Source organism: Paracoccus beibuensis (genome assembly GCF_026162625.1).
Lineage (GTDB): Bacteria > Pseudomonadota > Alphaproteobacteria > Rhodobacterales > Rhodobacteraceae > Paracoccus > Paracoccus beibuensis.
In genome coordinates this window covers 1-14,684 of sequence record NZ_JAOTBD010000020.1, presented here as the reverse complement: position 1 = coordinate 14,684, position 14,684 = coordinate 1, and the positions used below count along the sequence as shown (strand labels likewise).

General features: G+C 67.3%; 13 protein-coding genes and 1 pseudogene. 3 read left to right on the top strand and 11 right to left on the bottom strand.

Features of this window, described 5'->3' with window-relative positions:
* Positions 1 to 3 precede the first annotated feature (3 nt).
* The 6 genes from OC159_RS12665 to OC159_RS12640 all read right to left on the bottom strand — a co-directional run bounded on the left by OC159_RS12665 (position 4) and on the right by OC159_RS12640 (position 5,628).
* Positions 4 to 1,152: an ABC transporter permease gene (locus OC159_RS12665; RefSeq protein ID WP_265501540.1), complete on the bottom strand. Its 1,149-nt coding sequence runs from the start codon at positions 1,150 to 1,152 to the stop codon at positions 4 to 6.
* Complete coding sequence (gene osmF, locus OC159_RS12660; RefSeq protein ID WP_265501539.1) at positions 1,152 to 2,057, bottom strand: glycine betaine ABC transporter substrate-binding protein OsmF; 906 nt, start codon at positions 2,055 to 2,057, stop codon at positions 1,152 to 1,154. Before osmF ends, OC159_RS12665 begins: the two co-directional genes overlap by 1 nt.
* Before the next feature lie 103 nt (positions 2,058 to 2,160).
* Positions 2,161 to 3,480 carry a TRAP transporter large permease gene (locus OC159_RS12655; protein ID WP_265501538.1) on the bottom strand — a complete coding sequence of 440 codons (1,320 nt, stop codon included), beginning with the start codon at positions 3,478 to 3,480 and terminating at the stop codon, positions 2,161 to 2,163.
* A complete protein-coding gene (locus tag OC159_RS12650) occupies positions 3,477 to 4,025 on the bottom strand; it encodes a TRAP transporter small permease subunit (RefSeq protein WP_265501537.1) in 549 nt (182 codons plus the stop codon). Before OC159_RS12650 ends, OC159_RS12655 begins: the two co-directional genes overlap by 4 nt.
* A gap of 50 nt (positions 4,026 to 4,075) precedes the next feature.
* Positions 4,076 to 5,098, bottom strand: coding sequence for a TRAP transporter substrate-binding protein (locus OC159_RS12645; RefSeq protein ID WP_265501536.1), 1,023 nt, complete (start codon positions 5,096 to 5,098; stop codon positions 4,076 to 4,078).
* The gene (locus OC159_RS12640) at positions 5,095 to 5,628 is read right to left on the bottom strand and encodes a gluconokinase (RefSeq protein ID WP_265501535.1); all 534 of its coding nucleotides are present in this window, start codon (positions 5,626 to 5,628) and stop codon (positions 5,095 to 5,097) included. Before OC159_RS12640 ends, OC159_RS12645 begins: the two co-directional genes overlap by 4 nt.
* Before the next feature lie 92 nt (positions 5,629 to 5,720).
* On the opposite strand from OC159_RS12640, the gene OC159_RS12635 reads away from it, so the two are divergent.
* The gene (locus OC159_RS12635) at positions 5,721 to 6,737 is read left to right on the top strand and encodes a LacI family DNA-binding transcriptional regulator (protein ID WP_265501534.1); all 1,017 of its coding nucleotides are present in this window, start codon (positions 5,721 to 5,723) and stop codon (positions 6,735 to 6,737) included.
* Here the strand turns inward: OC159_RS12635 and OC159_RS12630 are convergent.
* Positions 6,734 to 7,309: a DUF1190 domain-containing protein gene (locus tag OC159_RS12630; protein WP_265501533.1), complete on the bottom strand. Its 576-nt coding sequence runs from the start codon at positions 7,307 to 7,309 to the stop codon at positions 6,734 to 6,736. The genes OC159_RS12635 and OC159_RS12630 overlap by 4 nt on opposite strands.
* A 19-nt stretch (positions 7,310 to 7,328) precedes the next feature.
* Positions 7,329 to 8,555 (bottom strand): glutathionylspermidine synthase family protein, encoded by a 1,227-nt coding sequence (locus tag OC159_RS12625; RefSeq protein WP_265501532.1) that lies wholly within the window; start codon positions 8,553 to 8,555, stop codon positions 7,329 to 7,331.
* A gap of 676 nt (positions 8,556 to 9,231) precedes the next feature.
* On the opposite strand from OC159_RS12625, the gene OC159_RS12620 reads away from it, so the two are divergent.
* Positions 9,232 to 10,317, top strand: a complete 1,086-nt coding sequence (locus tag OC159_RS12620; protein ID WP_265501531.1) for a DUF475 domain-containing protein — start codon at positions 9,232 to 9,234, stop codon at positions 10,315 to 10,317.
* Between the two features lie 158 nt (positions 10,318 to 10,475).
* Here OC159_RS12620 and OC159_RS12615 read toward each other — a convergent pair whose 3' ends face one another.
* Together OC159_RS12615 and OC159_RS12610 are read right to left on the bottom strand one after the other, a co-directional pair.
* Positions 10,476 to 10,796, bottom strand: coding sequence for an FCD domain-containing protein (locus OC159_RS12615; RefSeq protein ID WP_265501530.1), 321 nt, complete (start codon positions 10,794 to 10,796; stop codon positions 10,476 to 10,478).
* A gap of 331 nt (positions 10,797 to 11,127) precedes the next feature.
* Positions 11,128 to 11,889: a hypothetical protein gene (locus OC159_RS12610; RefSeq protein ID WP_265501529.1), complete on the bottom strand. Its 762-nt coding sequence runs from the start codon at positions 11,887 to 11,889 to the stop codon at positions 11,128 to 11,130.
* Positions 11,890 to 12,035: 146 nt separating this feature from the next.
* Here OC159_RS12610 and nadE point away from each other — a divergent pair, with 146 nt between their 5' ends.
* Positions 12,036 to 13,547 (top strand): NAD(+) synthase, encoded by a 1,512-nt coding sequence (gene nadE / locus OC159_RS12605; protein ID WP_265501528.1) that lies wholly within the window; start codon positions 12,036 to 12,038, stop codon positions 13,545 to 13,547.
* 18 nt (positions 13,548 to 13,565) lie between these two features.
* Here nadE and OC159_RS12600 read toward each other — a convergent pair.
* Positions 13,566 to 14,563 (bottom strand): annotated as a pseudogene (locus tag OC159_RS12600) (esterase-like activity of phytase family protein); the annotation flags it as partial.
* Positions 14,564 to 14,684: the final 121 nt, after the last annotated feature.

The following is a 14,684-nucleotide window of genomic DNA, read 5'->3' as shown; positions in this document are numbered from 1 at the left end:
ATCTCAGGTTCCTTTCGGGCGGCGCGAGGTCGCCTCGACCAGCAAATCCAGCGCGATGCCCGCCACCAAGGCCAGGGCGATGGTGGGCAGCGCCCCCAGAAGAACAAGATCCATGGCCGTCTGGTTCAGCCCCTGGAACACGAAAGTGCCGAAACCTCCGCCGCCGATCAAGCCCGCGATGACCGCCAGCCCGATGTTCTGGACCAGAACGATCCGCACGGCCGCCAGCAGAACCGGCAGGGCCAGCGGCACCAGCACCCAGGTCAGCACCTGCGTGCTGGTCAGCCCAAGCCCGGTCGCGGCTTCCCGTGTCGCAGGGTTCACGCCGGTCAGTCCGGTCAGCGTGTTCGACACCACCGGCAGCAGGGAGTACAGAAACAGCGCCACCAGCGCCGGGAAGACGCCGATCCCGGCCACCCCGGCCTGCGCCGCGCCCGGCACGTTTGCGGCGATCCAGCCGAAGATCGGGATCATGATCCCGAACAGCGCCAGCGACGGGATGGTCTGCAGGATGTTCAGCACCGACAGGACCGGCCCGCGCAGCCTGCGCGCCTGATGCAGGGCCACGCCAAGCGGCAGGCCGACCAGCAGCGCCAGCCCGAGCGAGCCGAAGGCGAGGAACAGGTGGGCCCGCGCCTCTCGCAGGAAGATGTCGCGCCGTGCCGCGTATTCGCGCATGACCGACACGCCGTCGAGGATGCCCGAGGCGAGGACGACCGCCACCAGCCCCACCGCGACCGCCAGCAGAAGCCAGCGCACAGGCAGGCTGGGCCGCATCCGGCCTATGGCGTCGGCCAGCATCAGCGCGAAGGCCAGTCCGGTCAGCCAGAAGCCGGTGGAAGGCGAAACCCGCGCCAGCGTGTTGTCGGGCGGCGTCAGGTGTCCGGCCGACCCGCCAAGCGCCAGCACCAGCCCGACCAGCGCGCCCACGGCGCCGATCAGGCGCCAGGCCGCGCTGCTACGCCAGCAGCCGGCGACCAGCACCGCCGCCAGCAGCAGCGCCAGCGGCATGCCAAGGGGCAGGGCCGCAGCCAGGGTCATCCCCTCGCCCAGGACGATGCGGTTCGGCTTGAACTGCACCAGCGGCAGGGCCAGCCCCGCCAGCCCGATGGCGGCGAACAGCAGGCCCGGCCGGTCCAGCCTGGCATGCATCAGTCGATAAAGCCGGCCGAGGTCAGGTGATCGCGGGCGACGGTAGCGGCGGGTTCGCCGCCGATCTGGATGCGGCCGTTCAGTTCCTGCAGGGTCTGAAGGTCGAGCGATTCGAAGATCGGCGCCAGCACGTCGCGAATGTCGGGATGTGCGTCCAGCACCTCTGACCGGACGATGGGCGCGGGCTGATAGACCGGCTGCACGCCTTTGTCATCCTCCATCACCACCAGTCCGGCGGGCGCGATGCCGCCGTCGGTGCCATAGACCATTGCCGCGTTCACGCCTGACGTCTGCTGCGCCGCTGCCGCGATGGTCGCGGCGGTGTCGCCGCCCGACAGCTGCACCAGCTGGTCGGGGTTCATGGTGAAGCCATATGTTTCCTGGAACGCCGGCAGCGCGGCGGCCGAGGTTACGAATTCGGTCGAGGCGGCGAGCTTGACGTCGCCGCCACCGGCGATCCATTCGCCGAAATCGCTCATGGTGGTCAGGTCGTTTTCCTGGGCCACGTCCTGCCGGACCGCGATGGCCCAGGTGTTGTTCGCGGGCGCGGGCTGCAGCCAGACGATGTCGTTCTGCTCCAGGTCCAGCTCGGCCACGCGCTCGTAGCCCGCCTGCGCGTCCTTCCAGACCTCGCTGTCAGCCTCATTGAAGAAGAAGGCGCCGTTGGCCGTGTATTCCGGATAGATGTCGATCTGCCCCGAGGTGATCGCGTCGCGCATGATCGGCGTGCCACCCAGCTGCAGGCGGTCCTGTACCGGCAGGCCCGCATCCTGCAGCGCGATCAGCATCATGTTGCCCAGAAGCCCCCCTTCGGTGTCGATCTTCGAGGACACGACGATGTCCTGTGCCGATGCCGCGGCGCCCAGCCCGATCAGCATGGCGGCAAGGGGGGTGATGGCTTTCATGGTGATCTCTCCTGTGGCGAAGACGGCATGTCCCTTGGCCCCGCTGTCGCACACAGTGGGACTCAGAACACGCAATGCGTCGGCGGGCGGTTTGGTTCCGCCCTCAGTAGAGGGCGATGCCGGGGAAGAGGATCAGCAGCGCGACGGCCAGCACCTGCAGCCCGATGAAGGGCATCAGCGCCCGGAATATCTCTCCCAGAGAGATGTCGGGCGGGGTCACCGATTTCAGGTAGAAGGCGGCGGGTCCGAAAGGCGGCGACAGGAAGCTGACCTGCATGTTCATGGCGAACAGCACCCCGAACCAGACCGGGTCGTATCCCAGGCTGACGATGATCGGCACGAAGATCGGCATGGTCAGCAGCGCGATGCCGACCCAGTCGAGGAACATCCCCAGCACGAACAGGATCGCCATCATGAAGAGGATGATGATCGTCGGATTCTCGCTGATCCCGGTGATCAGTTCGGACACGAAGTCGATGCCGCCCATCAGGTTGAAGACGCCCACCAGCGCGGATGCGCCGATGCCGATCCAGACGATCATGCCGACGGTCTGCAGCGTCTGCATGGCCGCGCCGCGCAACAGGTGCCACGTGAACTCCCCCCTCAGGACGGTCGAGATCAGCACGCCCGCCACGCCCACGGCGCTGGCCTCGGTCACCGATGCGATGCCGCCATAGATCGACCCCAGCACCATGATCACCACCAGGATCGGCAGGAAAAGGCCCTTCAGAAGGCGGATCTTTTCGGCCCGGGGCGTGGGATCGGTCACGGCCGGGGGAACATCGCCTGGCGTCAGCCAGGCGCGGGCCAGCACATAGCCGACATAGAGCAGCGCCAGCATGAAGCCCGGGATGAAGGCCGCCGTGAATAGATCGCCGATCGACACGTTGGCGGTCAGGCCATAGATGATCAGCACGATCGACGGCGGCACCATGGTGCCCAGGCTGCCGCCCGCGCAGACGACGCCGATGGCCAGCTTGCGGTCATAGCCCTGCGCCAGCATCTGCGGCAGCGCGATCAGTCCCAGCAGGACGACCTCTCCGCCGATGATGCCGGACATGGCGGCCAGGATCACGGCCACGAAGATGGTCTGCACCGCGACGCCGCCGCGGATGCGGCCGCCGATCAGGCGCATCGCCTCGAACAGATCGCGGGCGATACCGCTGCGGTCCAGGATCGCGGCCATCAGCACGAACATCGGCACCGACACGAAGACGAAGCTGGACACGAAGGAATAGACGCGGCTGGTGATCAGCGGCACCACGTTCGGCCCGAACCAGCCAAGCGCGAAGATCAGCGTGACCAGCAGCGTGACGAAGGCCAGGGGGATGCCGGTGACCAGAAGCCCCAGCAGCAGCGCGAAGAGCAAGCCTGTCCCGGCCTCGATGCCCAGGGATTGCAGTGAACCGAAGATCTCGCTCATCTCACCCCCTTGCGGGCATAGTTGATCGTCAAGATGGCGAATTGCAGCGCCATGATGGCCAGCGCGACCATCAGCAGGATCTTCAGGATGCCCGGATAGGCGGGGTTCCATGCGCTGCCCGAAGTTTCCAGGTGGAAGCTGCCGTCGGGGCGCCAGGCGGCGCGCTTGACCATTTGCCAGGCCGCCCAGGCAAACGCCGCCGCCGACAGTCCGCAGACGGCCGAGATCAGGATGTCCGCCACCCGCCGCGCGGCAGGCGGCAGGATGTCATAGACCAGCACCACGCGGATGTGCCGGTCCCGCGCGGCGCACAGAAGCCCGCCATAGATGAACGAGATCGCGCAGAGGAACACGGTCGTCTCGTGCGCCCAGATGGTCGGGCGCCCGAAGACGTATCGCAGCACGACCTCCTGAATCAGGATCAGCATGGCCACGACCAGCCCCAGGGCCGGGACGATGGCCAGCCGGTCGATCCAGCGGCCGAGGATGCCCGACTGGAGCACGGCTTCGTGCTCCTCTCGCGGAACGGCTTCCGAGGTTTCCATGAACGTCTCCTCCGCTGATGAGGCCGGGCGCGCCTGCGCCCGGCAGGCCGTTACTGCACCAGACCCTTTTCGCTCAGATAGGCCGTCAGCGTGTCATAGACCCGCTGCGCGGCCGGCGACTGACCAGCGACCTTTTCCCATTCGCCCTGCGCGATGGTGCGGAACTTGGCGCGCTCTTCCTCGGGCCAGTCATGAACGGTGATCTGCCCGCTGGCCTCTGCTTCGGCCACGGCGGCGGCATCGGCTTCGGCCAGGGCCGCGGTCTGGGTCTGGGCGAAATCCTTGACCGACTGGGTCAGGACCTGCTGCAGATCCTCGGGCAGGGCGTCCCACTTGTCCTTGTTCATCGAGATCTCCACCAGCGGCAGCGAGTGGAAGCCCGGATAGACCGGATGGGGCGCGATCTCGTTGAGGCCCTGCGCCTGATTGGTCGAAAAGACCGAGTAGTCGGCCGCATCGATCACCTTCTTGTCCAGCGAGGTAAAGACCTCGGATCCCGGCAGGTTCACGGGCGCCGCGCCGGCAGCGGCAAACACCGACTGGACCAGCCCCTCGGGTGCGCGGATCTTGACGCCCTGCAGATCGTCCACGCCGTCCAGCGGCACGGCGCTGACCAGCGCCTCGAGGCCCGGCGTGGTGGCGCCGATGAACTGCAGGCCATAAGGGTTCATGATCTCGTTCAGCAGTTCCTTGCCGCCGCCGTTCTCGACAAAATCCAGCATCTGCTGGGGGTCCGACCAGGCGCCGACCGGGTTGCCCATCAGCCCGAAGGCGGGGTCCTTGCCTGCGAAATAGGACAGGTCGGTGACGTGCCCGTCCAGGATGCCGGTGGCGATGGCGTCCTGCGTCTCGTTATGGGCGACGATGGATTCGACCGGCAGCAGGTCGATGGCGATGCGTCCCCCGGATTTCTCGGCCACGTCGGCGGCCCAGCCCTGTTGCAGGACGAAGTTCGGGTTGCCGGCCGGGTCCGACGACTGGAAGCGGAAGCTGTGTTCCTGCGCCACGGCGGGTGCGGCCAGCGCCATGGCGGCCGTGGCGGCCAGCAGGGTGCGGCGGGTCAGATGGGTCATTGTTGTTCTCCTCCTGTTGATGTCGGTCGCGGCGGGGCGAAGGCCCCGGCCGCGATGTCGATGATGCGCGCCAAGGGCAGCGCCACGTCGATCCACAGTGCCCCTTCGGCCTGCGGATCCGGCGGCTGCAGCGCGGCAAGCTGGCTGTCGATCAGGCTGGTGGGCATGTAGTGGTCCCGCCGGGCCTTCATCCGCGCCTCGATCAGATCGCGGTCGCCGTGCAGGAAGACGATGTCCAGCGGCCCCGCACCGGCCCGCAGCCGGTCGCGATGCGCAACCCCCAGCGCCGAGCAGGCCAGGATCGCGCGGCGGGGCGAGCTGCGCAACGCCGCGGCCAGTCGGTCCAGCCAGCCCCACCGCATGTCGTCGGTCAAAGGCTGGCCCGCGCGCATCCGCGCGATGCTCGTAGCGTCGTGATACTGGTCCGCCTCGACGAAGCTGCCGTCCATGCGGTCGGCCACGCCACGGGCAACCGAGGACTTGCCGGTGCCGCAGATGCCCATCACCAGAATCGGGTGCGCAGTCGCCATCCTGTCTCCTCTCCTGCGTCCAGCATGAATGACAGCGCTGTCATTCGTCAACCCTTTTGCTTTCACCGGGAATGGGGATAATCATCAGAATCATGAACGATAAGCCCAAGATCACCCTTTCCGAGGTCGCGCTGGCTGCCGATGTCAGCCCTATCACCGTGTCCCGCGCCTTGCGGAACCCGGCCAAGGTTTCGGCCGAGGCGCGTGCCCGCATCGAAAGGGCGATCCACGAGCTGGGCTATGTGCCGAACCCGGCTGCGCGGGCGCTGGCCTCGGGGCGGACGGACGTGATCGGGGTGATCATCCCGTCGGTCAGCAACAACGTCTTCGCCGACGTCATGCGCGGCATCTACGAGGGACTGGAGGGCAGCAGTCTGGGCGTGCAGTTGGGCACGACCCGCTATTCCCCACTGACCGAGGAGCAGCTGATCCGGGTATTCCTGTCGCAGCGCCCGGCAGGACTGATCGTGGCGGGCCACGACCAGTCGCCGGCGGCGCGCGCTCTGCTGGGGGCGGCCGTCTGCCCGGTGGTGCAGATCATGGAGGTGGGGCCGCCGCCCATCGACCTGTCGGTCGGCCTGTCGCATTTCCACGGGGCGCGGGCGGGGGTCGAACACCTGCTGGCGCAGGGCTATCGCGCGCCGGCCTTCCTGGGCGCGCAGATGGACCCGCGCAGCCAACGCCGGCTGGCAGGATTCCGCGACGGGCTGGCCGCCGCAGGCCTCGGCGGTGATCCGGTGGTCACCACGCCCGAGCCGTCCTCCGTCAGCTTGGGCTGCCGGCTGCTGGCCGACCTGCTGGCGCGGCGGCCGCAGACGGACGCGGTCTTGTGCAACAACGACGACCTGGCGATCGGCGTCCTGTTCGAGGCGCAGCGGCGCAATATCCGGGTGGGTCCGCAGCTGGGCATCTGCGGCTTCAACGATCACGAGATGATGTCCGCGGCCGAGCCTGCGCTGACCTCGGTTGCAACGGACCGGCTGTCGATGGGACGGCAGGCGGTCCATATGGTCCGCGACCGGCTGACCGGCGCCGGGGCGCCGCGCGGCCATGCGCTGGACTTGGGTTTCCGGCTGATGCCGCGCGCCAGCACCGCGCGCGAAGGCTAGCCCCCGAAGCTGCGGCTGCCGCCGAACCCGCCGCGCGACGTGGCGGTGGCCCGCGTCATGGGCGCGCGACCCGCGGTCGCTGACGGGCGGGCGAAGTTCTGCGCGCTCATCTGCGTGCGGCCCAGGTTGCTGCCGAAGTTCGTGGTGCGCGCGGCGTTCGTAAATCCACCCTGGGCATTGCGGTAGAGCGGTTGCGACGCTGCCATCCCGCCACCGACGCGTCCCAGCATGTTGCCGATCAGGTAGCCCGCCAGAAGCGGCATGAAGATGCTGCCCGACCCGCCATTGCTGACCTGCTGCTCCTCGGACCCGCAGGCGCCTTCGCCGTGCTGTTCCTCGCAGACGGCGAGGCTGTCGTAGCGCGGCGCGGCTTCGACATGCAGCTCTTCGGCCTGGGCGAAGGCTTGGTCGCATTCGGCGGGCGTGAACAGGCCCTGCTGTTCGGCCGCGGCCTGGCAGCTGGCCAGGTCGGGGAAGGCCTGCGCCTCGACCTGCTCCTCTCGGCAGCCGGCGACGGTGAAGGCGGCGGCGCCGAGAATGGTCAGCGCGACGGTTCTGGATCGTTTCCTCATAACCCCTCCTTAACGCGAATCACTCCGCGATGTAATGCGGCTTGAAGCGCGACAGGTCCTGCGTAATGCGCCCCCGGTCTTCGCGGATGCCCAGCCCCACGCAGGCCTGCCCGACGATCCAGGCCCCCATCACCGGGCGGAAGCCGTCAAAGACCGGCAGCGGGTGATAGGCCTGAACGATCCGCGGGTGCCGGTCGTATTCCGTGTTCGGAGAGGTTTCGGTCACCTCGCCCCCTTCGACGATGCTGATCGACGCCCCCTCGCGCGAGAAAATCGGCTTGACGACATGCCCCCTGCGGAACCCGTCGGCGACCCTGTCGAAGGCCTTGGCAACCGCCGGAACAGGACGCCCGCCCGCGACCAGCGCGTCCGCCACATCATCGGCGAAGAAGGCCGGCAGCAGGTTCGGGTGGCCGTCGAACATCTGCCACAGAACGGGCAAGAGGCCCTTGTTCGACACTACGGCCTTCCACGCGGGTTCAAGAAACAGGCAGCCCGAGCGCGCAATGTGGCGCGCATAGTCGTCGGCCAGCAGATCTTCCCACGGATAGAGCTTGAAGAGCGTGCCGATCACGCGGTCCTCGGCGTCGAGGAACTGTCCCTCGCGGCTGACGCCGAGCTTGCTCAGGTCGCTGAAATGCGCCCCCAGATCGGCTTCGCGCGCCGCCCAGGCCAGCTGCTCGACTGTGGCGTAATCCTCCGGGTTGTCGGCGACAGCGGTGAAGTGGATGTCGGTGCGGGGCGGGAACAGCCCGCGGAAGCGTTCGACCAGCGCCTCGTGGATGCCGTTGAACTGGTCCGACCCTTGGGGCAGCACGCCCGCCGCCATCTGATCCTCGAGCCACTGCCACTGGAACGCGGCGCTTTCGTAAAGCGATGTCGGCGTGTCGGCGTTGTATTCCAGCAGCTTGGCGGGGCCGGCGCCGTCATAGGCCAGGTCCATCCGGCCATAGATCTCGGGCTCGTTGCGCGACCAGCTGTCTGCGATCAGGTCGAAATGCGCAGGCGGAATCCCCAGCCGCGTCATCAGCGCCTCGTCGCGAACGATGCGGTCCACCGCCTCGCGCGTCATGGCGTGAAGTTCGGTTGCGGGGTCCTCCAGGTCCGTCTCGACCTGGGCCAGCGTCAGGCGATAGGCCGACGTTTCGTCCCAATAAGGTTCGCCGTGCATGCTGGCGAAGCTGAAGCCCTGTTCGGCCGCCTTGGCGGCGAGGTCGGGACGTTCCGGCAAGGTCATTTTTTCCATGCCAGTGACATAAACACTTCACCGTCCTACCACCAGTGGGGCCATGGCACCGTCGGCTCAAGATGCAAGATGCCTGCCCGAAGGCCGCGATCACATCGCTGCCGATCAAGGAGAGCGCCACGTGGCGGCGAAAGCACGCGATCCCTGAACCGGCGACTTCGAGATCTGCTGTGTCCCGGCAGTCGATCGAGGCGCCGTCGTCGTGGTCACCGCCGATCCCGGCCTCACCTCCGGTTGACGGCCTGTAGGCGGCAGAGCCGGCCAGCGACACCTTCGTTGCTAGGTCGGCGGCTGATCGCAGCTGCAGGGCCTGACCTTCCACGAGGGGGTCGGCAGAGAGATGGACGCAATCGACACCGGTTTGGCGGCCGAAAAGATCGCTTCGCTGCTGGGCGACATTCCTGCCTTCACCGAATAGGCAGCCTCTCGGTCCGCCGTTTCCTGCGCCCGGTCTGCCACCTGAACCTGCCCAAAGCCCTGCAGGATTGGGGCTGAAGGCCAACGAGACCGGCCGTCCCCGGCATGTCTGCGGCCTTGCCGACTCGGGTCGCGACCTGCTAGATACCTGCGGCGCTTTGGCGCAGTCGAGCGGTGACCGGGCCCCTCTGGCGGAAGTGGCGGCGCTTTCGTGATGTCGGCACCTGTTCTTTTTCCAGCCGCCTGGAACCTACCTCTCATGTCACAGCAAACTCGGCCCCTTGGGGGCGGTGCGCCCGGACGATCCATCCTGTCCTACCTGAAATGGGCCATCATCGTCACCGTGCTGGGCCTGGTGCTCGGCGCCGCCCTTGGCTGGCAGACCACCGGTACCGTCGGCGGAATGCTCTCGATTCTCTTCATCTGCACGGTGCTGGCGGTGCTGGAGATATCGTTGTCCTTCGACAACGCGATCGTGAACGCGAACAAGCTCAAGGAAATGCAGCCGGTCTGGCAGCATCGCTTCCTGACCTGGGGCATCCTGATCGCCGTCTTCGGCATGCGCATCGTCTTTCCGCTGCTGATCGTCGTGGTCGCCGCGGGTATCGGACCCTGGCAGGCGCTGGTGCTGGCGGCCGCTCAGCCCGAGGAATACGCCCGCATCATGCACGATGCGCATCTGCCGATCGCGGCCTTCGGCGGGACCTTCCTGATGATGGTCGGCCTCAGCTTCTTCTTCGACCACGAAAAGGACGTGCACTGGGTCAGCTGGCTGGAGCGCCACATGGCGAAATATGCCACGATCCGCGGGGTCGAGGTGGCTGTCGTCCTGCTGTTCGTGATCGGCTTCTCGCACCTTCTGGAAGGTGCCGAGCGGACGGTCTTCTTCAGTGCCGCAATCTGGGGCCTGATGACGTTCCTGCTGGTCGAGGTGCTGGGCGGCCTGCTGGACAGTTCGCAAGAGACCTTGAAGGGCGCCGCGCGCGGCGGCCTTGGGGCGTTTCTCTACCTTGAAGTGCTGGATGCATCCTTCAGCTTCGACGGCGTGATCGGGGCCTTCGCGCTCAGCCAGAACCTGTTCGTGATCGCCATCGGCCTGGGCATCGGCGCGATGTATGTCCGGTCGATGACCATCATGCTGGTCGAAAACGGTACGCTGTCGGAATACCGCTTTCTGGAACATGGTGCCTTCTATGCCATCATCGCCCTGTCGATCGTGATGTTCGCGCAGTCGCTGGTGCACATCCCCGAGGTCATCACCGGCCTGGGTGGCGCAGCCCTGATCGGAATCTCGCTCTGGTCCTCGATCCGCTGGAACCGGGCCGAGGCGCTGCACCCCGCATGAATGACCTCCGGGGGCGGCGGCCGTCGTCCCCGGAGCCTGTCGATTGACGACGAAGTCGGGATGACGTCTGCGGATACTGTCGATGGTCTGCAGCGTGCCCGACAGGTGCTGCAGCATGGCCGCGGCGGCCGCATGTTCGTCCCGCGCCTTCAGAGCAGTCACGATCCGTGATCGCGGATGATCTGCGCGGCCTTGCCCGTGCTCAGCAGGGACAGGCGCCGCAGCCGGTCGATATGCCCGCTGTTGCGACGAACGACCGCCGTCACGTCCGGCACGCCCGCAGTTGCCAGAATGGCATGGTGGAAAGTGCGGCCGCGTTCGTCGAAGGATGAAAGCTTGCTGTTGTCCAGCCGCAAGTTCATGCGCTTCTGCAGGGTTTCCGACGCGTCCAGCATCTCGTCCGCACCGTGCGTCTGGTCGAGCAATCGCAATGTCTCGATTTCAGCCGGGCGTCGCAGGAAGTGCGCCTGCCGCGCCATGTCGAGGCAGATCGGCCACACCAGCGTCCTGTGCTGGAGAGAGATCTGGAACAGCCCTCTCTTTCAGCCGCAGCAAGGCATGTCGGACGGCGTGCTGCTCTGCCCGAGCTCGGCCAGGGGCAGGTCTCGCCGGTCTTCATTGTGTCGCGGATGGGGCCTTGGCCCGGCCCATGCCCAACCGTGATCAGCGCCACCTTGTCGTGCTGTTGTCGCGGCTGCCGTCTGATGTGCCATTCGGTGTCCTCTCGTTCCGAGGGTCCCGGACGAGTGCACCGAATGGCAACCGCGATGCCCCCCGTTCAGGACGGGGGGCAGACGCTTGCATGCAGGCTCAGCCGTTGCTGTCTCCGCCGCCTTCGCCACCGGAGTCGCCGCCATCGCTGCCGCCGCTGTCCCCGCCGTCGCTATCGCCGGCGTCGCTATCGCCGCCGTCGCTGTCCCCGCCGCCGCTGTCCGATCCGCTGTCACCGTCACCGGCGCCGTCCGACCCGCTGCCGTCGGAACCCGTGCCGTCGCCAGTGCTGCCGTCGGCGCCGCCGTCGTCCGAGCCCATGCCACCGTCATCGTCGCCTGCGTCGTCACCGCCCATGCCACCGTCGTCGGTGCCGTCAGCAGCGTCGTCGCCGTCGTCGCTTTCGTCCGCATCCGGGGTGCCGGACCCGTCATCCGTCCCGATGCCGACCTGGTCGTTCGCCGATGATCCTTCGGGCGCCGCCCGCGTCTCGACCCCGTCGACGGAAACCAGCCGGCCGTTGGCGGTGCTGTAGACCAGCTCGATCGGCGTCGCGCCGCGGATCGCGGTGACGGTCAGGATCGGGCCCTCGCGACTGATCACCACGTCGCTGTAGCCTTGGGCGATCAGGGCCTCGGCAATTGCGGTGTTGTTCTCGATGCTATCGAGACGCGGGTAGTCGCTTTCCATGACATAACCCGCTGAGGGCTGCGTCTCGAGCGCGTCGTCGGGCACGACGACGGTGTTGCCCTGCGGCGTGTCGATGGTGGTCGTCTGCGCCATCGCCGTCGTGGCCAGCAGCGCGGTGGCGGTCACGATCCGGCTGCCCATCATCAGGGTCTTGATCGAAGAGGTGAGCATCCTGTTTCTCCCATGAAGGTCGCATGGAAACGCCCAAGGATCTGCTTCAGGTTCCGTCGCGCGCGCCGGGTGGCGGGAACATTTTCGACAATCGCCCGGTTCACGAAGCCACGATAATCCGCGTCATCGCCAGCCACGGAGGACCCATGTCATACGCCGAAATCATGAACCTGTCCCGGCAGGAGGCCGCGGGAGGACTGGCGCCCTGGTTCGACAGCCGCCTGACCGAGCAGATCGACCGGGGGCTGTTCCTGTCCGGCGACCAGCTGGTCGAGGTGCATCGCCGGCTGGTGGAAAAGCTGGACGACTATCGCCGGCAGGGCGGCGTGGGCATTGCGGTCTTGGGCATGTCGGGCGGAGTCGATTCCGCGCTGACGGCCGCGCTCTTCAAGGAGGCCGGATGGCGCGTCGTGGGCCACACGATGCCCATCCACCAGAACCCCGAGGAAACCGAGCGCGGGGTCGAGGCCTGCGAGGCGCTTGGCATCGAGCATGTCCATATCGACCTGACGTCGGAATACGAATCGATGGTGGCCGCGCTGGCGCGGCTGGACCCGGACCTTGCGGGATCGGACGATGAGGCCGCGCGGACGCGGCGCGGCAACCTGCGGGCGCGGCTGCGGATGGTGACGCTCTATGACCAGGCGCACCGCCATGGCGGGATCGTCGCCAGCACCGACAACTATTCCGAACTGGGCGCGGGCTTCTGGACGCTGCACGGCGACGTGGGCGACCTTGCCCCGGTCCAGGGGCTGCTGAAGTCGTGGGAGATCCCGTGGATGGCCCGTGCCGCCGGGGTGCCCGAGAAGACCTGGCGCGCCAAGCCGACCGACGGGCTTGGGATCGGCGCGGGCGACGAGGCGCAGATCGGCGCCACCTACCTTGAATGGGACATCATGGTCTTTGCGCTGAGCGACGCGCTGGAACAGGCCCCGCGGTTGAGCGCCAAGGACCTGGCGTCCAGGCTGGAGGTCGAACCCGACAGCCACACGCACAAGGTGATGCAGGCGGTCCTGCACCGGTTGCGCACGACCTGGCACAAGCGGGTGAACCCGATCAGCTTTGACAACCCGCTGACCGGCCGCTTCCCGGTGCTGGACCGGATCGACGAATCCCTGTTCCGCCCGAAGGTCCTGGTGCGGCAAGACGCGCGGCTGGACTTCCCTGTCGACCTGCAGGCGGCGGCATCCGATTTATGCAGGGCACTGGGTCGGCGTGACATGCGGCTGGTCACGGCGGAATCCTGCACGGGCGGGCTTCTGTCGGCAAGCATCGCGGCCGTCTCGGGCAGCGGCGCCACGCTCGAGGGAAGCTTCGTGACCTATGGCGCGACGATGAAGACCTCGGCGCTGGGGGTGTCGCAGGAGGTGATCGACGAACGCACCGTCTATGACCCCGAGGTGGCGCGGCAGATGACGACAGGCGCTCTGGAGGCCGCGCCCCATGCCGACCTGGCGCTGTCGATCACCGGGGTCGCGGGGCCGGACGAAGACCAGGGCAAGCCTGCGGGCTATGTCTGCATCGGCGTCTGCCGACGGGGCAAGCCGCCCATGGCCAAAGAGTTCAACTTCGAGGGCGGGCCGCAGGCCGTTCTGGCGGCCAGCGTGTCGACCGCCTTGCAGATGGGCCTGTCGGAACTGGAGGCCGATGACACCTAGCCACCGGCCCCGGCTGCGTCAGTCGGCCCGCGTGCCGACGGACCGGAACAGCGTCTCGCCGGAACTGTCGTCGACGCCGTCGTTGTCGGTGACCAGCCAGCCGCTTCCGGCGGCGTCGATGGCAAAGCCCTCGACCTTGTCCTGGACATGGCCGTTCAGCGCGCGCAGGTCCGGGATCAGGTCGCGGACCTCATCCTTGGCGACCAGGGGCAGGTCCTGGTCCAGCGGCACGGGCGTCATGTCGGACAGCGCGACGCGGTAGAGCTTCTTCGTGGCCGCGGCCTCGCCGACCTGGTTGTCACGCTCGATCAGCCAGGCCCAGTCACCGTGGATCGAGATCTCGGACAGTCCCATCCAGCCCGGCGCGCGTCGTCCAGCGGATAGGCGACGGCGCCCCATTCCTCGGCCGCGGTGTCATAGGCCAGAAGCTCGACCTGACCTTCGGCATCGGTGCCCCATTCGCGCTGGACCGCCAGCCACAGCAGGTCGCCTTGCCGCGCGATGCCTTCGAAGCCGAATCGGGCTTCGGACTGCAGAAGTTCGGCGGGAAGGGCGATCTCGTCCTGCATCTCTCCGTCGGCGCCGACGTGATAGATCGCGTGGGGGATCAGGCGGTCGCTGCGCCCTTCCGAGGCCAGCCAGAAGCCGCCATTCCCGTCGGGTGCGATCCCTTCCAAGTCCAGCTTCTGCGCCGGGTCGCCGTTGCGGATCACCACGGTCTTGGCGGTGATGCGGGCCGGGGTCTGCGTCGCGTCGATGGTCAGGATCGCCGGCTGGCTGCCATAGAAGCTGTCGGGGAGGCCAAGAAGCTGCCCCGCGCCCTCGCCGGCGGCAAGGCCCGACAGCGCGCCCCAGCCAATCAGTTCGTCCGTGCCTTCCGAGGTCAGCATCGGATAGGCCGCGGGACTGTCGCCGCCCTGGAAAACCATGACATGCACTCGTGCGCCGCCGTCCTCGACAAGGTCGCTTTCGTTCGCGGTGACCAGCAGGTTGCGCGACGGGATCGCGACCACCCCCTAGCAGGCCGCTGAAAAAGTCGGCTCTCGACGCGGTTTGCGGAACATGATTCACCCTTGGCACGACAATGGCGGGGGTGATGATGCGTGGGGCGGACAATACGAGCGGATCGCTGTTCAG